Here is an 18,556-nt window from a genome sequence, read left to right on the forward strand (position 1 = left end):
CGCCCGGTTACATTCCGAACCCGGAAGCTAAGCCTTACAGCGCCGATGGTACTGCAGGGGGGACCCTGTGGGAGAGTAGGACGCCGCCGAACAATTATCGAGGGGGAGGCCCCGCACCACAGGTGCGGGGCCTTTCCGCGTTGTAGGCGAGTTCGCATTCCCGGACCATTCACTCCGCGCGGATCCTGTTGTGCGCCGGCCTTGTCGGGCACCTGGAGGAGTCGGGCACCTGGAGGATGGGAAGAGGCTCGCGCCCGACCTAGTGCTGTGAGATGGGGAGATCCGCTCCGGGCCAGCGGGCGCGGGCCTGTTCGGCGGAGCGGAGGAGGGCCAGGGTGGGCAGCCCTTGATCCTGGCCCGTCGCCAGCAGCTCCGGGAGGCTGGGGAGCGGGGCCACGGCCGCCACATCGTCCAGGACGAGAGTGAATGGTGGGTCGAGCCGACCGGCGGATGACCGTGCGGCCATGCGGCGGCCGTGCTCGACCACGTCTGACGCCAGCGCTGTGAGCAGTGGCATCGCTCCGGGGTGGGCCTTGGGATCCTCTATGGGTTCACCCACCAGATAAAGGCTTCCCCCTTCGTTTATGAATGATTCCAAGGTGAGGGCATCATTTCGGTTGGGGGTGCAAGCCTCGCGGATATGGATCGAGGAGAGGGACGACAGAGCGCGGGCCACCAGTTGCTGGGCGATCTCGCGGCGCTCCGGGTGGGCGGTGAGGGCGGATTCGAGCAGGCCGGCGAGGCCGGACGCGGCCTTGGGGTGCGTACGGAGAATCCGTACGGCCTCCGGGACGCCGATGCCCTGGGCCCAGCGGTGGACTTGCTTGAACGGGCGGCCGTCCACCGCCGCCGCGTGGAGCCAGCAGCGCAGAAGCGTGTCGGCGGTGTCGGCCATGGCCGCGTCGAGGAGTGCGCGGGGGCGTACGGGCGCGAGAAGGGAGCCCGCACGGGCCGTGGCGGTCTCCGTGTTCTCGCAGCCGGCCGTGGGGGACCAGTGGAGGCGGCCGGGTGTGTCGCACAGGTGGCCCGGATCGTAGACGAGTACGGGGCCCAGTTTGGCGCGGGCGTCCTTGGTCTCCGCCCACACCGTGGGGTCGGAGGTCACGATGAGCGCGGGGCCGGCGGCGTCCCGTACGGCCTGGAGCGTGGTGGGGCGGCGGGTGGCCGGGTCACCGAAGAGGAGACGGGGTGCGTGGGGGGACGGAACGGGGGCGTCCCATCCGGTGGCCCCCTGCCGCGCCGGAGGCCGGGAGCGCTGCGGAGGCGCGGACCCAGGACGTGCGGCGCCAGGACGTGCGGCGCCGGGGCCCGCGGATCCGGGAACCGGCTGGGGCGGCGGCGAGTCGTCGGCCGGATCCGGGGCGGAACTCGCGCTTCCTGCGGGGGGCTGTGCCGCCCGGCCGGTACGGGAGAAGGCTCCCGAGTGCGGTGACGGCCGGTGCGGGGAAGACGGATGGTCGGATTCCCAGGGGGCGCCGTGGAGAGGCCGGCGCCACTCGGTGGCTTGTGCGTCCTCGTCCTCGGCCGTGTCCGCCCTGTTCCACTCGTGCGTCCCGGCGTCTTTCCGGGGGGCGGCCGGTCTCCGTCTGCCGGGCTCTCTCCCGTACTCCCTGATCTGTTCTCTGCGCGCCGCGCGGACCGCCTTCCAGCGGGCCAGGGTGCCCAGAAGGAAGACCGCCAGGACGGCCAGGACGAGCAGCATGCCGATGGCGAGGCCCCAGAACAGTCCGTAGCCCGAGAGTTCGGCCGCCGGTGTCGTCGGCCAGGCCGCGGGGAGGTCCTGGGGGGAGCCGGCGAGGGAGCGCACGGCCTGGGGGGCGTTTCCCAGGGTGACGTCCCTCGGCCAGGAGCCGTGGGCGAGGAGGCCCGCCAGTCCCGTGGCGGCCCACGCCAGCAGCAGCAGGCTCAGAAAGAAGCCGAGCAGACCCACCAGCAGGCCGTCCGGGACGCCTCCGCCTCCCGTTCTCTCCTGATGCCGCTCGCGCATGTCATGCCACCGTCGACTCGGAGGAATCGTCGAATTGTTGCTGCTGCCGTTCCATCAGGGCGGCGCGCTGCTCGGCCTCCCACTCCGCCGCTTCGATGTCCTCCGGGAGTGCGGGGCGTGAGGATTCCGTCATGGCCCGGTCGGTGAAGACGAGTGGCCTCTCCGCCTCGGTGACCAGGTGTTTGACGACCTGGACATTGCCGTTGACGTCCCAGACGGCGATACCGGGGGTGAGGGTCGGGATGATCTCGACGGCCCAGCGCGGCAGTCCGAGCACCCGGCCGGTCGCCCGTGCCTCGTCGGCTTTCTGGGCGTAGATCGTCCGGGTGGAGGCCATCTTCAGGATGGCCGCCGCTTCCCGGGCCGCCGCGCCGTCCACGACGTCGGAGAGGTGGTGGACCACGGCGACGAAGGAGAGGCCGAGACGGCGGCCGAACTTGAGCAGGCGCTGGAACAGCTGGGCGACGAAGGGGCTGTTGATGATGTGCCATGCCTCCTCGACCAGGAAGATGCGTTTCTTCCGGTCGGGGCGGATCCAGGTGTGCTCCAGCCAGACGCCGACGATCGCCATCAGGATCGGCATCGCGATCGAGTTGCGGTCGATGTGGGAGAGGTCGAAGACGATCAGCGGCGCGTCGAGGTCGATGCCGACGGTCGTCGGGCCGTCGAACATGCCGCGGAGGTCGCCGTCGACCAGCCGGTCCAGTACGAGGGCGACGTCCAGGCCCCAGGCCCGTACGTCCTCTATGTCGACGTTCATCGCCTGAGCGGACTCGGCCTCGGGGTGGCGCAGTTGCTCGACGATGTCGGTGAGGACGGGCTGGCGGTCGGTGATGGTCTCGTTGACGTAGGCGTGGGCGACCTTGAGGGCGAAGCCGGAGCGTTCGTCGAGGCCGTGGCCCATCGCGACCTCGATGATCGTGCGGAGCAGGGCCAGCTGGCCCGTCGAGGTGATCGAGGGGTCGAGCGGGTTGAGGCGGATGCCGACGTCGAGCGCGGTCATCGGGTCGAGCCGGATGGGAGTTATTCCCAGTTCCTGCGCGATGAGGTTCCATTCGCCGACGCCGTCCTCGCCCTGGGCGTCGAGGACGACGACCTGACGGTCGCGGAAGCGGAGCTGGCGCAGGACGTAGGTCTTCTCCAGCGCCGACTTGCCGTTGCCGGATTCGCCGAGGACGAGCCAGTGGGGGGCCGGGAGCTGCTGGCCGTACAGCTGGAACGGGTCGTAGATATAGCCCTTTCCGCTGTAGACCTCACGGCCGATGATCACGCCCGAATCGCCGAGGCCGGGTGCCGCGGTGGGCAGATAGACGGCCTGTGCCTGTCCGGTGGAGGTGCGGACCGGCAGGCGGGTCGTCTCCACCTTGCCGAAGAGGAAGGACGTGAACGCCTCGGTGAGGACGGACAGCGGATCTCGCATCAGGGCCCCTAACGGCGGATGCCGGTCGCGAACGGCAAGGTGTTCACAAAGGCCCGGTGGTGCTCGCGGTCGCACCACTCCAGCTTCAGATACGACTTGCCGGCCGAGGCGCGGATCGTCCGCTTGTCCCTGGCCAGTGCTTCGGGCGAACGGGATGACACAGTGATGTACCCGACGAGATTGACGCCCGCCGCACCGCTGGCGAGATCTTCACCCCTCTGGTCGAGCCGTCCGTGGGCGGCGATGTCGCGGGGGTCGACCGTGCGGTTCATCTTGGCGGCGCGGCTCGCGTCGGCGTCGTCGTTGGTCTTCTCGGTGAGCATGCGCTCGATGGCGACTTCGGTGGGTTCGAGGTCCATGGTGACCGCGACCGTACGGATCACATCGGGCGTGTGGACGAGCAGCGGGGCGAGGAAGTTGACGCCGACGGGGGTCATCGGCCACTCCTTCACCCAGGCCGTGGAGTGGCACCACGGGGCGCGGGTGGAGGATTCGCGGGTCTTGGCCTGGAGGTAGGTGGGCTCTATGGCGTCGAGTTCGGCGGGCCAGGCGTTGCGCTTGGTCATCGCCTGGATGTGGTCGATGGGGTGGTCGGGGTCGTACATGGAGTGCACGAGGGAGGCGAGCCGGCCCTGGCCGAGGGGCTGGCGGACCCGGATGTCGGCCTCCGCGAGACGGGCGCAGATGTCGGTGAGCTCGCGGGCCATGACGACGGCGAGGCCGGCGTCCTTGTCGAGTCTGCGGGACTTCGCACCGGAGCCGCCGGTGTGGCGGGTGGCGCGGGCCATGGCGTTGGCCTCGGCCGCCAGTTCGCGGGTGTAGTGCATACAGGCCACGAGGTAGGCGCGGTGCTGCTCGCTGGAGGTGGAGACCATCGACTGGAGCTGGTCGTACGATTCCCGCAGCCAGTTCGGGGCCTGGTGGTCACCGCGCTGGGCGACGTCCTTGGCGTGGGCGTCGGGGTCGGCGGGGAGGGTACGGGCCAGGATCTGGAGGCGGGTCACGAAGCCGTCACCGTTGGCGACATGCTTGAGGAGGGTGCCGAAGCGCTCGACGAGGGCCTCCTGGTCCTCGCTGTCGCGCAGGCCGACGCCGGGGCCCTCGATCTCGATGGCGGCGGTGACGGTGCGCCGGTCGGCGTGCAGGAGTACGGCGATCTCGTCGGGGCCGAAGGGGGCGGCGAGCCAGTTGATCCGGCCGATGCCGGGGGGCGGTCCGATCTCGACCTCGCGGCCGTCGATGCGGGTGCCGGCCTCGGAGGCGGCGGAGCGGTAGACGGTGCCGCCGCGCAGGGTGCGCTTGAAACTGCGGTTGATCTCGAACCACTTGTAGAGGGTGCGGTGCTTGTACGGGACGTACACGGCGGCGAGCGCGAGCAGCGGGAAGCCCATCAGGAGCACGATCCGCGGGGCGAGGTAGGGGACGAGCAGTCCGCTCATCATGCCGAGGAACGCGCCGGCGATGATCAGGGCGATCTCGCCGGTCTCGCGGTTCTTGCCGACGATCGCGTTCGGCCGGGCCCGGCCGATGAGGTACGTACGGCGGGGCGCGATGGGATGGGACTGGGTCGTCAACGTCCTCCACCTCCTGTGCTCTTGCGGTTGCTGTGCGGGGTGCCGCCGGTTCCGCTGTTACGGGGCGGTGGGGCGGCGGACGAGGGGCCGGGCCCGGTGGGACGGCTGCTGTGGGCGGCCATGCCGCCGCCCAGGGAGTTGGCGGGGCGGGGGGCGGAGCCGCTGTTCCCGTCGCCGGAGTTGCCGCGGGCGCTGTGCGTCTTGATGCCCTGGGAGACGAGCGCGGCGGGGGAACTGATCACGGCGGCGGCGGCGTTCTCGGCCCCGCTCTGGAGGCGGTTGTTGCGGGAGTTGGCGATCTCGTCGCCGAAGCCGGGGACGAAGCGGTAGATCATCGCGGAGGCGAAGATGGCCAGGATGATGATCGCGAGTCCGGAGACGACGGCGGAGAAGGAGTCGGGGCCCTTGTCGGCGGAGAGGGCGCCCGCCAGGCCGAGGACGATGACGATGACGGGCTTGACGAGGATGATCGCGATCATGATGCCGGCCCAGCGGCGGACGTGGCCCCACATGTTCTTGTCGACCAGTCCGGCGTAGACGACGACGCCGAGGAGGGCGCCGACGTAGAGGAGCACGGCCCGGATGAACAGTTCGAGGTAGAGCACCCCGGCGGCCAGGATGGTGACGAGGGAGACGACGATCAGCATGATCGGGCCGCCGCCGATGTCCGTGCCCTTCTTGAGCGCCGCGGAGAAGTTCCCGAAGAACATGTCGGTCTGGCCGCTGGTGCCGCCCGAGATGACCTCGGTGACGCCGTCGGTCGCGGAGACGAGGGTGTAGAGGATGAGCGGGGTGAAGGCGGAGGCGAGGACCGTCAGCCAGAGGAAGCCGATGGCTTCGGAGACGGCGGTCATCAGCGGGACGCCGCGGATGGCTCGTTTGGCGACGGCGAGGAGCCAGAGGAGCAGGGTGAGGATGGTGGCCGCGGCGAAGACGATGGCGTACTGGGAGAGGAAGGTGGTGTTGGTGAAGTCGACGGTGGCCGTGGACTTCACGGCCTTGGAGAGGGTGTCGACGGTCCAGGACGCGGCGTCGGCGCAGCCGCGGGCGAGGGCGGCCAGCGGGTCGAGGCTGTCGGCGGGGGTGTTGCGGGTGGAGCCGCCGCCGGTGTCGCCGTTTTCGCACAAGTCCTGTGCTGGGCCGCGGATCAGGCCGCAGGAGCTGTTGCTCGGGCTCGGCGTGGGGGTCGGTGTGGGCGTCGGGGCCGCGGCGGCACGGGTCGCCGCGAGCACCGCCGTCGCCTGAAGTCCGGCGAGCACGGCGGTGAGGCTCAGCGCACGGCGTCGGCTGGTGCCGCGAGGCGTAGCGGGCCGGTGAACGTTTCCGGTTACAGCACTAGCGGGCATAGGTGAACCCTCCGAACTGCTGGACGGCATCGGCCATCTCCTTGGAGCCGGATGCGACCTGGTCGCGGCCGACCGGTACGGGGCCGTCCTTCTGGGTGAGGTCGGTGACCTTCCAGTCCCCGTCGATCCACGTCAGCTGGAAGGTGTTGGTGTACCAGCTCTCGGTGACCGGGTTCTTGGAGTCCTCTCCGGCCAGCCCGAAGAGCGCGGAGTACCAGACGGAGACGCTCGCGGTGTTCTCGTCGAAGCTCTCCACCTTCGCCCCCATGGGGTTGAAGCGCGAGACGAACATCGTGCCGTCCGGCGCCTTCCCGTCCGCGTCCAGCCCGATACCGGTCAGGACCTTCTCGTCGGAGTACGCCCTGTCCAGCTCGTCCCCGCGGGCCTGGGCCACGGCGGGCGCGTACACGGTGTTCACGATCCCGGGGCGGCGCTCCTCGTCGTACATGCCGTCGGATCCCAGGGCCACCGTGTAGTTCGCCGCCGCGCTCTGCGCTCCCTGCCGGTCCCTCGCGTACCCGGTCGGGATCCCGTCGTCGGACTTCCCCTTCACGGGCTTCACCCCCGTCGCCGCCGTCGCCTCCGGGCCCGCGCCCTTCGACGGGCCGTCCGCCGCGTCGCCGTCTCCGCCGCTCTGGTTCGCGAACGCGATGGCCGCGATGAGCAGGACGACGATGCCGACGACGGTGATGAGGGAGCGGGAGCCGCGGGCAGGGCGGCGGGCGCCGCCGTAGACGTCGGTGTCCAAGGAGCCGGGCAGCCGCGTGCGAGTCTGCCCGGTGCCGCCGAATCCCTCGTCCGCGCGCCCGCTGCCCGGGTCTCCGCGGTAGCCGTGTTCGTCACCGAGGCTCATGCGTGTACTTCCCCTCGCTCGAGTACGTCCCCTCGTTAGACGTCGTGCGGCACAAAACCGTGCCGCACGACGACGGTGGTCCCGCTGCTTTCCGCGCGGGCGCGGTGTGGTGACTCGACATCAGGGACATCAGGGAACGCAACCTCTGAGGGTGGACCGGCACGCGGGGGAAAGAGGAGAGCGAGAGCACGGAACGGGGGCCGGGACCGAACCGGGATGGGACCGGAACGAGGCCGTGGGAGCGCGGATGGTGCGGGGTCGTACGGGTGGGGTCAGACGGCCATCCCGTACACGATGGTGAACAGGGTCCCCAGTGACCCGATGATGAAGACTCCGGTCAGTCCGGCGACGATCAGTCCCTTGCCCTGTTCGGCGCTGAAGGTGTCGCGCAGTGCGGTCGCTCCGATGCGCTGCTTGGCAGCGCCCCAGATCGCGATGCCGAGGCAGAGCAGGATGGCGATCGCCATCACCACCTCGATCATCACCCGGGCCTCGTTGCCCAGGCTCCCGAAAGGCCCCCAGTTCGGGGCGATGCCGCCGATGATGGTGTTGATGTCGCCCTTTTCGGCTGCAAGGATCATGTGTAACTCACCGCCCCTGTCGGGTTGTTCGCCGCCCGTGCCCTCCGGCACGGGCCATCGCTCTATCTTCGCTGATGAAACCGCCCGCGGATGCCGACTTGGCGGGTCTCTTTACCCGATCTCCGCACGTATGACCGAGAGCCACCGCCCTGACCTGCGGAGAAGTGGATCAGAGCCACCATGAGGAGCCAGTACCGTCACTCTGTGTATCACGCTGCGTGACTTCGGGCAATGACTGTCGTTGTTCCACCTTTGGGGCGCACCTCACGTTTCGGGCGCGGCGTGACCGCTTTGCGCCCGGATGCGTCCCGCCCGCCGTGCCGCGCTCCCGCCGGGCGGCGCGCGAGCGGGCGCCGAAGAGCCGGAGGCCAGGGTGCGTACACGCGTACGGGCGTACGGACATGTATGCGTACGGCGTCGGGCCTCGGAGGCATGTACGGCGCAGAGTCGCGGTGCCGGGGCACGTCCGGACCGGCCGGGGCACGAAGGGCGCACGGGCTGCCGCGGCCGGGGCACGCCGAGGCGCCCGCCGCCCCGGCGGGCACCTCCTGAATCGTCCCGGCCCCACCTACACTGACGCAGTGGCGGACTTCCAGGGGGTGGAGGGGGGTTGACGGTGCGTAAGGCGTGGCTGATCGCCGGCGTGTCCATCGGGGGCTGCCTGGCGTTCGTCGCCCTGCTCGTCGTGGGGACCTACTCGGCCGCCTCCGGGCTCTTCGGGGCCGGCGCCTCCGGCCGGAGTGGGCCCGTGGCGCTCGCCAAGGGGGCCGTGCCCGCGAAGTATCAGGCGCTGGTGCAGAAATGGGGCAACCTCTGTCCGGCGATCAATCCGGCGCTGCTCGCGGCCCAGCTCTACCAGGAGAGCGGCTGGAACCCCAGGGCGCAGAGCCACGCCGCCGCGCAGGGCATCGCCCAGTTCATTCCGGGGACCTGGGCCGCGCACGGAATCGACGGGGACAACGACGGGGACCGGGACGTCTGGGATCCGGTCGACGCCATTCCGTCGGCCGCCACCTACGACTGCAAGCTGGCCGGATATGTGAAGAAGGCCCCCGGCGACCCGACGAACAACATGCTCGCCGCGTACAACGCGGGCGCGTACGCGGTGATCAAGTACGGCGGGGTGCCCCCGTACAACGAGACGCAGAACTATGTGAAGGTCATCCGGACCCTGGAGAAGAGCTTCGCGCGGCCTGTCGGGCGGGTGGATCCCTCGCGTCAGGCGGCGGGGGCGATCAACTTCGCGCAGGAGCAACTCGGGACGAAGTATCTGTGGGGCGGGAACGGCACACCGGAGCAGAACGGCCGGTTCGACTGCTCGGGACTGACCCAGGCCGCGTTCCGGACGGTCGGGATCGAGCTGCCGCGCGTGGCGAACGACCAGTACAACGCCGGACCGCATCCCCCGCGGGAGGAACTGCTGCCGGGCGATCTCGTCTTCTTCTCGGACGACCTCACCAATTCACGGGCCATCAGACACGTCGGCATCTATGTCGGTGGCGGGTACATGATCAACGCGCCGAAGCCCGGTGCGGTGATCCGGTTCGACAAGATCGACACCGCGGACTACTTCGGGGCGACCCGGGTCACGGCGGATGGCGCGAAATCGCTTCCCACTCCGCCGCCCAGTGCCTGATGGGGCGTCGGGTGTGGCCGGAAACACTGCTTGCGCCACGGCTCTGAGCTGCGGTTCTCGGCCGCGGTGATGTGTTTCTCTTCGATAACGTACTGGTGATCGTTCGGTAGAGAGTGGAACGTACACGGCATGCAGGCCGTTCCCTGGACAGTGCAGCCAGGATGACCATGCAGACCTCACGATGACCATGCAGCAGTCGCCGAACGCTGACCACGGGGGTTGGTAGAGGGCGGTGCGTGCGGATGCGCCGCTCATGGACTCAGGGCAAATCAAGGCAAGGGGCCGTATCAGATGGCTGGACTCACGACGGGGTTCTCCCCGGGGGAGTCAGAGGTGGAGTTCTCCCTGGCGGATTCGAGAGGGGCGGCGGGTCCCGACCTCGGCCTGCTCCAAGACATCAACGGCCTCGCCAAGGCCGCCCCGCCCTGGTTCGACCGGATCATGGGGTTCGTCGGCGAGTACGGGATCATGCTCGGGCTCGTCGGCGTCGCGCTGTGGTGCTGGTGGGGTGTGCGGCGGCGGGAGAGCCTCGACGAGTCGGTCGCGGGCCTCGCCGGGCTCGTCTGGGCCCCGCTCGCCGCGGCCGTCGCCCTGCTGATCAACATACCCATCCGCGGGTTCGTCGAGAGACCTCGGCCGTTCGTGGACCACAAGGACCTCGAAGTCCTCGTCTCCGGCAAGACCGATTACTCCTTCGTCAGCGACCATTCCACGATGGCGATGGCGATAGCCGTCGGGATCTTCCTCGTCCACCGGAAGTTCGGGTTCGCCGCGCTCGGGCTCGCCTTCGCCGAGGGCTTCCTCCGCGTCTACATGGGCGTGCACTATCCGACCGATGTGATCGGAGGATTCGCGCTCGGTACCGCCGTCACCCTGCTGCTCGCGCCGCTCGCCCTGACGCTGCTGACGCCGCTGGTGTCGGCGGTCGCCGGATCCGCGCGGGCCGGCCGGCTCGTACGGTCGAAGCGAACGGACGCCGGGCCGGGCGGCGGCAGGCCGGAGCCGCTCGGCATTCCCGAGCCGAAGTCGGACGGTACGGGGGAGAAGGACCTCGCGGCCTGAGTCGGCCCGTCCGGCCGGTCGGGGTCGTCCGGACGGCCGTGGGGGTCTCAGCGGCGCTTCCGGTTGCGGCGCTGATGGCGGCGCACGATCAGTACGGTGCTGACCGCGGCCACCAGGCCGGTCCCGGCGACGGAGAGCGAACTCTCGATCGGGCCGTCGGGCTTGGCCGCGCTGGGGGCCGGGGCGGGGACGGCGACGGGCCCTTCGCCGCCACCGCCACCGCCACCGCCAGCACCGGCACCGGCACGGGAATCGCTCACAGGATCTGAACCGGAACCGGAACCGGAACCTTCGATCGAGCCGGAGACGGCCCCGGACGGCGAACGGGAGAGCGAAGCGGAAGCGGTGCTGCTCAGCGGGAGCGTCAGGGCGAGCGCCGTGGTCGCCGTCAGGGCGGCTATGCGTCCGCGCTTGCCCATGGACCGTGCGATGGACCAGTCCGGGGTGCGGACCTCGGCACGGACTTCGGTACGGACCTCGTCACGGCTCGCGCCGCCGGCACGGGTGACGGACAGGTCGGCGGTACGGACGCGAACGGGGGAGGGTGTCTTCGTGCACGGGGATCGGGTCATGGGGGGCTTCCTCGGAACGGAGGGGCAGGGGTCTCTGCATCAAGGGCACCCGTCCTGCCCCGTACCGGCCATTCAGACGCCTCCGTCGGAGCTACCGGCCGACCCCGGTCCGGGCCACCCGGCCGGCCGCGCCGCCGCCTACTGAGCTGGGGAAACGTCTCAGGCGGCCGGGATCCCGCTCTCGGCGACCGCCGCGGAGGCGGAGGCATGGGACGCGGCGTCCTGGCGCGCCCGTTCGCGGGAGCGCCGGGCGGGGCCGGTCCAGCCGCAGGCGCAGCGGGCCAGGGCGAAGGAGCCGCGTTCGACGGTGGTGGTGTGGTGCGTGGGGGGAGGCGCGGGGCTGTCGTCCGTGGAGGCTTGCGAAGGCACGTCTCCACGGTACTGGGGCCGCCCGCCTGTGTTGACCCCGCGTGACGACGGACACCGGTGGTCGTTATGCGGAACGGGTGGGGTTCTCTGACGGATCAGCGGTTCCGGTGTTGGGGGTTGGCAGGCGATGGTGGTGCAGCGGCATCGGCGCGGAGGCGGGACGTCAGCCGTCACCGCCGCCGTACTCCTGGGGACGATGACGATCGGCGCCTGCTTCGGTGGCGCGGTCCCCGACGGTCTGGGCGGCGGTGCGGTGACCGACGGGCGGCCGGGGGCCGCGTCCGTGCGGGAGGACGCCGTGCACTCGGCGGCGGACGGGCTGATCGAGGCGGGCACCGCGAGTGCGCGCACCTGGATGGAGACGGTCACCGGTGGTACGAGGGTGACGATCCAGGGGGAGGGCGGCTATGACTTCGAGCGCGGGATGGGCTGGTTAACCGTCGTACTGCCGACGGACGCCACCGGGGTGGACGAGCGCAGTCCCGTCACCGAACTGATGACGCCCGGTGCCCTGTACATGAAGAACCGGGGTGCGGGGGTGCCCGCCGACAAGTGGGTGCGGGTGGACACCACCACGCTGGAGGACGGGAATCTGGTCACCGGGGGCGCGACCGATCCGCTCGCCGCGGCGGAACTGCTGCGCGGCGCGAGGGCGGTGACCTATGTCGGGGACGGACGGGTCCTCGGTGCGAAGGTGCGCCATTTCCGGGGCGAGACGGACATCGCGCTTGCGGCGCGGTTGGCCCGGCCGTACGCGCGCGCGTCACTGGCCGCGGCGGCGAAGGGGTTTGCCGAGGACACCGTGCCGTTCGACGCGTATCTCGACGAGGAGGGGCGGCTGCGGAAGGTGCGGCACCGCTTCAGCTTCACCCATGGGAGCGGGACGGTGGCGGTGATCTCGACCACGGTGCTGTACGACTTCGGGGCCTCCGTGGCCGTACGGCTGCCCGATCGGCGCGACATTTACACCGGAAGGATCAGGGCCTAAATGGTCCGGACGTGCCATGTGCTGTCCGTGTGTCACTGCCTACGCTAGGAAATCGACACCGGAGGAAGAGGTGAATGCACGTGGCTCCGCCCAGTATGACGTTGGTCCAGGACCACGTGGCCCTCGCCGAGATCGAACTGTGTGGTGAGTTGATCATCGCGGCGTCGGCCGCGGACGGGGAGAGGCTGAGCCCGGCCCGTATCGACGAGGTGCTGAAGGTGGCGGCGGAGCGGTCCGTGCTCGCGCCGCAGGACTGACGGAGAAATCGTCAGGGCAGGGGCAACGGCGCCCCTGCCTTGTTCGCACGTGCCTGCCCGGTTCGTACGCCCGCGGGCGCACGCCCTTGTCCGCACCACTGTGGTCCCGCACCACTGTGGTCCGTACCGCCCTGGCCCCGCGCCCGAGCCCGCCGCTCCGGGGCCGCGCGTACGGTACGGCAGCGCGCCGCCTGCGGGGCTCGGGCCGCCGGGGCGGATGATCAGGTGCGCATCATGCGGGCGATCGCCTTGGTCGCTTCCTCGACCTTCGCGTCGATCTCGTCGCCGCCCTTGACGGCCGCGTCGGCGACACAGTGGCGCAGATGCTCTTCCAGGAGCTGGAGGGCGAAGGACTGGAGCGCCTTGGTGGACGCCGAGACCTGCGTGAGTATGTCGATGCAGTAGACGTCCTCGTCGACCATCCGCTGAAGGCCGCGGATCTGGCCCTCGATCCGGCGCAGCCGCTTGAGGTGCTCGTCCTTCTGCTTGTGGTAGCCGTGGATGCCGTGGTCGTGGTCGGCGACGGCAACGTCCGCGATCGGGTTGTCGGTGACCGGGGGGCCGGCCGCCTCGGTGGTCGTCATCGGGTCCTCCCGTTGTCCTGGCAACTGTCTGGCTGGCGGTCTGTCTGTCCTGCTGCCGGGTCCGCTGTGCTGACCGGCTCTGTTCTGTGTGGCGTTCTGTGCGGTGTTCTGTGCGGCGTGGAAACCGGGGCGACAGCCCCGGTCGTATACCCCTCCTGGGTATATGGTACCGAATCGCGTCGGCCAACGGGGGACAGAGCGGTGCGGAACGGGAGCCGGGGTCCCATGATGATCGCACTGCTCCATGGGCGACACTGAGGAAGGCCGGTTGGTCTTGGCCGGAAGAATGTGCCTAGCATCGGCCTGTCCGCATCCAAGCACTCTGAGGACCCCACGTGCGATTTCGTCTGACCCCCAGGGAGACGAGCTTCTACGACATGTTCGCCGCGTCCGCGGACAACATTGTCACCGGCTCCAAGCTCCTGATGGAACTGCTCGGGGCCGATGCTTCTTCCCGGGGCGAGATCGCGGAGCGGATGCGGGCCGCGGAGCACGCGGGCGACGACGCCACCCATGCCATCTTCCACCAGCTGAACTCCTCGTTCATCACGCCGTTCGACCGTGAGGACATCTACAAGCTCGCGTCGTCCCTCGACGACATCATGGACTTCATGGAGGAGGCCGTCGACCTGGTCGTCCTCTACAAGGTCGAACGGCTGCCCAAGGGAGTCGAGCAGCAGATCGAGGTCCTCGCGCGGGCGGCGGAGCTGACGGCGGAGGCCATGCCGAATCTGCGGACCCTGGACCATCTCACCGAGTACTGGATCGAGGTGAACCGCCTGGAGAACCAGGCGGACCAGATCCACCGCAAGCTTCTGGCCACCCTCTTCAACGGCAAGTACGACGCCATCGAAGTCCTCAAGCTCAAGCAGATCGTGGATGTGCTGGAAGAGGCCGCCGACGCGTTCGAGCATGTCGCGAACACCGTGGAGACCATCGCGGTCAAGGAGTCCTGAAGCTCGTGGACACGTTCGCCCTGGTCGTGACCATCGGTGTCGCGCTCGGATTCACGTACACCAATGGCTTCCACGACTCCGCGAACGCGATCGCGACCTCCGTCTCCACCCGTGCGCTGACCCCGCGGGTGGCGCTGGCGATGGCCGCGGTGATGAACCTCGCGGGCGCGTTCCTCGGACAGGGCGTCGCGAAGACCGTCAGCGAAGGGCTCATCGAGACGCCGCACGGCAGCAAGGGGATGGGCATCCTCTTCGCCGCGCTGCTCGGCGCGATCGTCTGGAACCTCGTCACCTGGTATTTCGGCCTGCCGTCCTCCTCGTCCCACGCGCTCTTCGGCGGCATGGTGGGCGCGGCGCTCGCGGGCGGCACGGAGGTCATCTGGTCCGGGGTCCTGGAGAAGGTCATCGTCCCGATGTTCGTGTCGCCCCTGGTCGGGCTGGTGGCGGGCTATCTGGTGATGGTCGCGATCATGTGGATTTTCCGCAGGGCCAACCCGCACAAGGCGAAGCGCGGCTTCCGCATAGCCCAGACCGTCTCGGCCGCGGCCATGGCACTCGGCCACGGCCTCCAGGACGCCCAGAAGACCATGGGCATCGTGGTCATGGCCCTCGTCATCGCCGACGTCGAGCAGCAGGGCGACGCCATCCCCATCTGGGTCAAGATCGTCTGCGCGGTCATGCTCTCCCTCGGCACGTACGCCGGCGGCTGGCGGATCATGCGCACCCTCGGCCGTAAGATCATCGAACTCGACCCGCCCCAGGGCTTCGCCGCCGAGACGACCGGCGCCTCGATCATGTTCGGCTCCGCCTTCCTCTTCCACGCGCCGATCTCGACGACCCATGTGATCACCTCGGCGATCATGGGCGCCGGCGCGACGAAGCGGGTGAACGCGGTCCGCTGGGGTGTCGCCAAGAACATCATCCTCGGCTGGTTCATCACGATGCCCGCGGCGGCGGCGGTGGCGGCGATGAGCTACGGAATCGTTTACCTGGCCTTCGGCTGACCGCCCTCTTCGCCCTTCGGCCGTCCCCTTCGGTTGACCGCCCCCGCGAAACCGCCCCCGCGCTCCCTTCGGCCGGGGCCGCTACCCGGCCCTCGCGCCAGGGCTGCCAGGGCCGCCAGCGCTGCCGCGGACCGGCCGACACCGGCCGGGGCTCCGCGGCGGCACGCCGTTCCGCGGTGAAACGCGAGTGGGCCCGCCCCCGGATCGGGGGCGGGCCCTTCGTCTCGCGGTGGCACCGCCATGCAGCACCGCAGGACGTCTTGGGGCGCGGGCCGTACGCGGGCCGTACGCGGGACGGCGCTCAGCCGAAGCGGCCCGAGATGTAGTCCTCGGTCGCCTGGACGGACGGGTTGGCGAAGATGCGCTCCGTGTCGTCTATCTCGATCAGCTTGCCGGGCTGGCCGACCGCCGCCAGATTGAAGAAGGCGGTGCGGTCGGAGACCCGGGCCGCCTGCTGCATGTTGTGGGTGACGATGACGATCGTGAAGCGCTCCTTCAGCTCCCCGATCAGGTCCTCGATCGCGAGGGTGGAGATCGGGTCCAGCGCCGAGCAGGGCTCGTCCATCAGCAGGACGTCCGGCTCGACCGCGATCGCGCGGGCGATGCACAGGCGCTGCTGCTGACCGCCGGAGAGGCCGGAACCGGGCTTGTTGAGGCGGTCCTTGACCTCGTTCCAGAGGTTCGCGCCCCTGAGTGACTTCTCCACCACGTCGGCGAGCTGGTTCTTCTTGTACGAGCCGTTCAGCCGCAGGCCCGCCGCGACGTTGTCGAAGATCGACATGGTCGGGAACGGGTTGGGGCGCTGGAAGACCATGCCGACCGTACGGCGTACGGCGACGGGGTCGATGTTGGAGGCGTACAGATTCTCGTCGTCCAGCAGCACCTTGCCCTCGACGCGGCCACCGGGGGTGACCTCGTGCATTCGGTTCAGGGTGCGCAGGAAGGTGGACTTGCCGCAGCCGGACGGGCCGATGAAGGCGGTCACGGAGCGGGGCTCCACGGTCATCGAGATGTCCTCGATGGCCTTGTGGGAGCCGTAGTAGGCGGTCAGGCCGCTGACGTCGATTCGCTTGGCCATGGTTCGGATCACTTCCCGGTCGCCGCGCGTCAGCGGCTGGTCTTCGGGGCCTTCCAGCGGGCGATGCCGCGGGCCACCAGATTGAGGATCATGACGAAGGCGATCAGAACCAGGGCGGCGGCCCAGGCGCGGTCGTACGACGCCTCGCTGCCGACCCGGTACTGCTCCCAGATGTAGAACGGGAGCGAGGACTGGGCGCCTTCGAACGGGTTGGTGTTGATGAGCTGGCTGCCGAAGACCAGCAGCATGATCGGCGCGGTCTCACCGGCGATCCGCGCGATCGCGAGCATCACACCCGTGGTGATGCCACCGAGCGCGGTCGGGATGACCACCTTCAGGATCGTGCGCCACTTCGGTACGCCCAGGGCGAGGGAAGCCTCCCGCAGCTCGTTCGGGACGAGCTTGAGCATCTCCTCCGTGGAGCGCACCACGACCGGCAGCATCAGGATCGCCAGCGCCAGCGCGCCCATCAGCCCGGACGGGCTCAGCTCGAACATCAGCATGATCGAGAGAAGGAAGAGGCCCGCGACGATCGACGGGATGCCGGTCATGACGTCGACGAAGAAGGTCACGGCCTTGGCGAGCGCGCCCTTGCCGTACTCGACGAGATAGACCGCGGTCAGCAGGCCGATCGGCACCGAGACCAGTGTGGCGAGACCGACCTGCTCCAGCGTGCCGATGATCGCGTGGTAGACGCCGCCGCCCTGCTCGAAGCCGGGGACGCCCGCCATCGAGTGGGTCAGGAAGTAGCCGTCGAGGACCTTCACACCGCGGCTGACGGTCACCCAGATGAGGGAGAGCAGAGGGATGACGGCGAGGATGAAGCAGACCCAGACGATGCTGGTGGCCAGCCGGTCCTTCGCCTGCCGCTGGTTCTCGACCACCGTGGTCGCGACGTACGAGATCACCATGAAGAACAGGGCCGAGAGCAGGCCCCATTGCGTCCTGCTCTCCCAGCCGGCGATCGCGCCGAGGCCGCAGCCCAGCGCGATTCCGCCGACGGCGAAGGCCGCGGGGGCCCAGCGGGGGAGGGACCGGCCGCTGAGCCGGCTCCGCGGGCCCGGCCGGGCCGGGGCGGGCTTGTCCTGTACTGCCGACTGGATCATGCGTTGGCCCCCGAGTACTCCTTGCGGCGGGCGATGATCAGGCGGGCCGCGCCGTTGACCAGCAGGGTGAGGATGAACAGCACGAGTCCGGAGGCGATCAGGGCGTCGCGCCCCAGCTCATTGGCCTCGTCGAACTTCGCGGCGATGTTCTGGGCGAAGGTGCCGCCGCCCGGATTGAGCAGATGCGCGGAGATGAGGAAGCTCGGGGAGAGCACCGTGGCGACGGCCATCGTCTCGCCGAGCGCGCGGCCGAGGCCCAGCATCGAGGCGGAGATGACACCCGAACGGCCGAAGGGGAGCACCGACATGCGGATGACCTCCCACCGGGTCGCGCCGAGCGCCAGGGCGGCTTCTTCATTCATACGGGGGACCTGGAGGAACACCTCGCGGCTGACGCTCGTCACGATCGGCAGGATCATGATCGCCAGCAGGATGCCCACGGTGAACAGTGAACGGGCGACGCCGACTTCGGTCTTCTCGAAGATGTACGTCCAGGCGAAGGCGTCGTCCAGCCAGAGGTTGAGGCCCTCCAGATACGGGACGAGGAAGAGCGCGCCCCAGATGCCGTAGATGATCGACGGCACGGCGGCCAGCAGATCGACGACGTACGCGATGGGGGCGGCGAGCCTGCGCGGCGCGTAGTGCGAGATGAAGAGCGCGATGCCGACCGCGATCGGGACCGCGATGACCATCGCGATCACCGAGCTGACGATCGTGCCGAAGAGAAGGACCGCGATGCCGAACACGGGCGGATCGCCCGCGGGGTTCCAGTCGAAGGTGGTGAGGAAGTTGCCCTCGTCCTTCGAGATGGCGATCGCGGCCCGGTAGGTGAGGAAGGCGGCGATCGACGCCATGATCACCAGGAGCAGAATGCCCGAGCCGCGGGACAGACCAAGAAAGATCTTGTCGCCCGCGCGGCCGGTGGAACCACTCTTCCTGGCGACCGGCGGACCCGCCGTCGCTGGGGGAGGGGAATCTATGGGTGTCGTGGAAGCCATCGTCTTTCCGGTCTGTGTGGGGGAGCGGTGGGCTCCCCTGGCGGCGGTGCACCGGATGGGGGTGGGCGGGAGACGGGCGGAGCGCGGTGGGGGCCCGGCCGTGGGGGGTGGGCCGGGAGGGGCCGTGCGGACTCGGACTCGGACCGGTGGTCGGTGGCCGGTGGCCGTTGGTCGAACCGGTGGCC

Annotated in this window: 18 protein-coding genes and 1 rRNA gene; 7 read left to right on the forward strand and 12 right to left on the reverse strand. The window is 69.6% G+C overall.

Annotation, left to right across the window (positions count from 1 at the left end; all coding sequences use genetic code 11):
• A 5S ribosomal RNA gene (gene rrf / locus ACWEFL_RS27495) occupies positions 1 to 92 on the forward strand; the annotation flags it as partial.
• Positions 93 to 259: 167 nt separating this feature from the next.
• Here the strand turns inward: rrf and ACWEFL_RS27500 are convergent.
• The 6 genes from ACWEFL_RS27500 to ACWEFL_RS27525 all read right to left on the reverse strand — a co-directional run bounded on the left by ACWEFL_RS27500 (position 260) and on the right by ACWEFL_RS27525 (position 7,761).
• Positions 260 to 1,987 carry a type VI secretion protein gene (locus ACWEFL_RS27500; protein ID WP_451717360.1) on the reverse strand — a complete coding sequence of 576 codons (1,728 nt, stop codon included), beginning with the start codon at positions 1,985 to 1,987 and terminating at the stop codon, positions 260 to 262.
• A 1-nt stretch (position 1,988) separates the two neighbouring features.
• Positions 1,989 to 3,407: an ATP-binding protein gene (locus tag ACWEFL_RS27505; protein ID WP_451717362.1), complete on the reverse strand. Its 1,419-nt coding sequence runs from the start codon at positions 3,405 to 3,407 to the stop codon at positions 1,989 to 1,991.
• An 8-nt stretch (positions 3,408 to 3,415) separates the two neighbouring features.
• Positions 3,416 to 4,981, reverse strand: coding sequence for an SCO6880 family protein (locus tag ACWEFL_RS27510; RefSeq protein ID WP_451717363.1), 1,566 nt, complete (start codon positions 4,979 to 4,981; stop codon positions 3,416 to 3,418).
• On the reverse strand, positions 4,978 to 6,327 hold the full coding sequence (locus ACWEFL_RS27515; protein ID WP_451717365.1) for a hypothetical protein: 1,350 nt from the start codon (positions 6,325 to 6,327) through the stop codon (positions 4,978 to 4,980). The genes ACWEFL_RS27510 and ACWEFL_RS27515 overlap by 4 nt, the downstream gene beginning before the upstream one ends.
• Positions 6,317 to 7,180: a hypothetical protein gene (locus ACWEFL_RS27520; RefSeq protein ID WP_451717367.1), complete on the reverse strand. Its 864-nt coding sequence runs from the start codon at positions 7,178 to 7,180 to the stop codon at positions 6,317 to 6,319. Before ACWEFL_RS27520 ends, ACWEFL_RS27515 begins: the two co-directional genes overlap by 11 nt.
• A gap of 272 nt (positions 7,181 to 7,452) precedes the next feature.
• Complete coding sequence (locus ACWEFL_RS27525) at positions 7,453 to 7,761, reverse strand: hypothetical protein (protein WP_451717369.1); 309 nt, start codon at positions 7,759 to 7,761, stop codon at positions 7,453 to 7,455.
• A 616-nt stretch (positions 7,762 to 8,377) separates the two neighbouring features.
• Here ACWEFL_RS27525 and ACWEFL_RS27530 point away from each other — a divergent pair.
• On the forward strand, positions 8,378 to 9,397 hold the full coding sequence (locus ACWEFL_RS27530; RefSeq protein WP_451717542.1) for a C40 family peptidase: 1,020 nt from the start codon (positions 8,378 to 8,380) through the stop codon (positions 9,395 to 9,397).
• Positions 9,398 to 9,688: 291 nt separating this feature from the next.
• Positions 9,689 to 10,459, forward strand: coding sequence for a phosphatase PAP2 family protein (locus tag ACWEFL_RS27535; protein ID WP_451717371.1), 771 nt, complete (start codon positions 9,689 to 9,691; stop codon positions 10,457 to 10,459).
• A gap of 47 nt (positions 10,460 to 10,506) precedes the next feature.
• On the opposite strand, the gene ACWEFL_RS27540 is transcribed toward ACWEFL_RS27535, so the two are convergent.
• Together ACWEFL_RS27540 and ACWEFL_RS27545 are read right to left on the reverse strand one after the other, a co-directional pair.
• The gene (locus ACWEFL_RS27540) at positions 10,507 to 11,031 is read right to left on the reverse strand and encodes a hypothetical protein (protein ID WP_451717373.1); all 525 of its coding nucleotides are present in this window, start codon (positions 11,029 to 11,031) and stop codon (positions 10,507 to 10,509) included.
• Between the two features lie 159 nt (positions 11,032 to 11,190).
• Positions 11,191 to 11,400 (reverse strand): hypothetical protein, encoded by a 210-nt coding sequence (locus tag ACWEFL_RS27545; protein WP_451717375.1) that lies wholly within the window; start codon positions 11,398 to 11,400, stop codon positions 11,191 to 11,193.
• A gap of 127 nt (positions 11,401 to 11,527) precedes the next feature.
• Here ACWEFL_RS27545 and ACWEFL_RS27550 point away from each other — a divergent pair, with 127 nt between their 5' ends.
• Together ACWEFL_RS27550 and ACWEFL_RS27555 are read left to right on the forward strand one after the other, a co-directional pair.
• Complete coding sequence (locus ACWEFL_RS27550) at positions 11,528 to 12,388, forward strand: hypothetical protein (RefSeq protein ID WP_451717377.1); 861 nt, start codon at positions 11,528 to 11,530, stop codon at positions 12,386 to 12,388.
• 74 nt (positions 12,389 to 12,462) lie between these two features.
• Positions 12,463 to 12,645 carry a hypothetical protein gene (locus tag ACWEFL_RS27555; RefSeq protein WP_451717379.1) on the forward strand — a complete coding sequence of 61 codons (183 nt, stop codon included), beginning with the start codon at positions 12,463 to 12,465 and terminating at the stop codon, positions 12,643 to 12,645.
• A 221-nt stretch (positions 12,646 to 12,866) separates the two neighbouring features.
• Here ACWEFL_RS27555 and ACWEFL_RS27560 read toward each other — a convergent pair whose 3' ends face one another.
• Positions 12,867 to 13,229, reverse strand: coding sequence for a metal-sensitive transcriptional regulator (locus ACWEFL_RS27560; protein WP_451717381.1), 363 nt, complete (start codon positions 13,227 to 13,229; stop codon positions 12,867 to 12,869).
• Between the two features lie 335 nt (positions 13,230 to 13,564).
• Here ACWEFL_RS27560 and ACWEFL_RS27565 point away from each other — a divergent pair, with 335 nt between their 5' ends.
• Positions 13,565 to 14,185 (forward strand): DUF47 domain-containing protein, encoded by a 621-nt coding sequence (locus ACWEFL_RS27565; protein WP_451717383.1) that lies wholly within the window; start codon positions 13,565 to 13,567, stop codon positions 14,183 to 14,185.
• Between the two features lie 5 nt (positions 14,186 to 14,190).
• Positions 14,191 to 15,189, forward strand: coding sequence for an anion permease (locus ACWEFL_RS27570; protein WP_451717385.1), 999 nt, complete (start codon positions 14,191 to 14,193; stop codon positions 15,187 to 15,189).
• Positions 15,190 to 15,490: 301 nt separating this feature from the next.
• Here ACWEFL_RS27570 and pstB read toward each other — a convergent pair whose 3' ends face one another.
• Genes pstB through pstC form a run of 3 tightly spaced genes read right to left on the reverse strand, consistent with a single transcriptional unit; the run spans position 15,491 to position 18,371 of the window.
• Positions 15,491 to 16,267, reverse strand: coding sequence for a phosphate ABC transporter ATP-binding protein PstB (gene pstB, locus ACWEFL_RS27575; RefSeq protein ID WP_451717387.1), 777 nt, complete (start codon positions 16,265 to 16,267; stop codon positions 15,491 to 15,493).
• 29 nt (positions 16,268 to 16,296) lie between these two features.
• Positions 16,297 to 17,373 carry a phosphate ABC transporter permease PstA gene (pstA, locus tag ACWEFL_RS27580; protein ID WP_451717389.1) on the reverse strand — a complete coding sequence of 359 codons (1,077 nt, stop codon included), beginning with the start codon at positions 17,371 to 17,373 and terminating at the stop codon, positions 16,297 to 16,299.
• Positions 17,370 to 18,371, reverse strand: coding sequence for a phosphate ABC transporter permease subunit PstC (gene pstC / locus ACWEFL_RS27585; protein WP_451717393.1), 1,002 nt, complete (start codon positions 18,369 to 18,371; stop codon positions 17,370 to 17,372). Before pstC ends, pstA begins: the two co-directional genes overlap by 4 nt.
• Positions 18,372 to 18,556 lie beyond the last annotated feature (185 nt).

The sequence above is a fragment of the Streptomyces sp. NPDC004838 genome, from assembly GCF_053600955.1.

Coding starts and splice junctions, on each gene's coding strand:
- ACWEFL_RS27500 (WP_451717360.1), bottom strand. CDS start 1,987: ATGCGCGAGCGGCATCAGGAGAGAACGGGAGGCGGAGGCGTCCCGGAC.
- ACWEFL_RS27505 (WP_451717362.1), bottom strand. CDS start 3,407: ATGCGAGATCCGCTGTCCGTCCTCACCGAGGCGTTCACGTCCTTCCTC.
- ACWEFL_RS27515 (WP_451717365.1), bottom strand. CDS start 6,327: ATGCCCGCTAGTGCTGTAACCGGAAACGTTCACCGGCCCGCTACGCCT.
- ACWEFL_RS27520 (WP_451717367.1), bottom strand. CDS start 7,180: ATGAGCCTCGGTGACGAACACGGCTACCGCGGAGACCCGGGCAGCGGG.
- ACWEFL_RS27525 (WP_451717369.1), bottom strand. CDS start 7,761: ATGATCCTTGCAGCCGAAAAGGGCGACATCAACACCATCATCGGCGGC.
- ACWEFL_RS27535 (WP_451717371.1), top strand. CDS start 9,689: ATGGCTGGACTCACGACGGGGTTCTCCCCGGGGGAGTCAGAGGTGGAG.
- ACWEFL_RS27540 (WP_451717373.1), bottom strand. CDS start 11,031: ATGACCCGATCCCCGTGCACGAAGACACCCTCCCCCGTTCGCGTCCGT.
- ACWEFL_RS27550 (WP_451717377.1), top strand. CDS start 11,528: ATGGTGGTGCAGCGGCATCGGCGCGGAGGCGGGACGTCAGCCGTCACC.
- ACWEFL_RS27555 (WP_451717379.1), top strand. CDS start 12,463: ATGCACGTGGCTCCGCCCAGTATGACGTTGGTCCAGGACCACGTGGCC.
- ACWEFL_RS27560 (WP_451717381.1), bottom strand. CDS start 13,229: ATGACGACCACCGAGGCGGCCGGCCCCCCGGTCACCGACAACCCGATC.
- pstB (WP_451717387.1), bottom strand. CDS start 16,267: ATGGCCAAGCGAATCGACGTCAGCGGCCTGACCGCCTACTACGGCTCC.
- pstA (WP_451717389.1), bottom strand. CDS start 17,373: ATGATCCAGTCGGCAGTACAGGACAAGCCCGCCCCGGCCCGGCCGGGC.
- pstC (WP_451717393.1), bottom strand. CDS start 18,371: ATGGCTTCCACGACACCCATAGATTCCCCTCCCCCAGCGACGGCGGGT.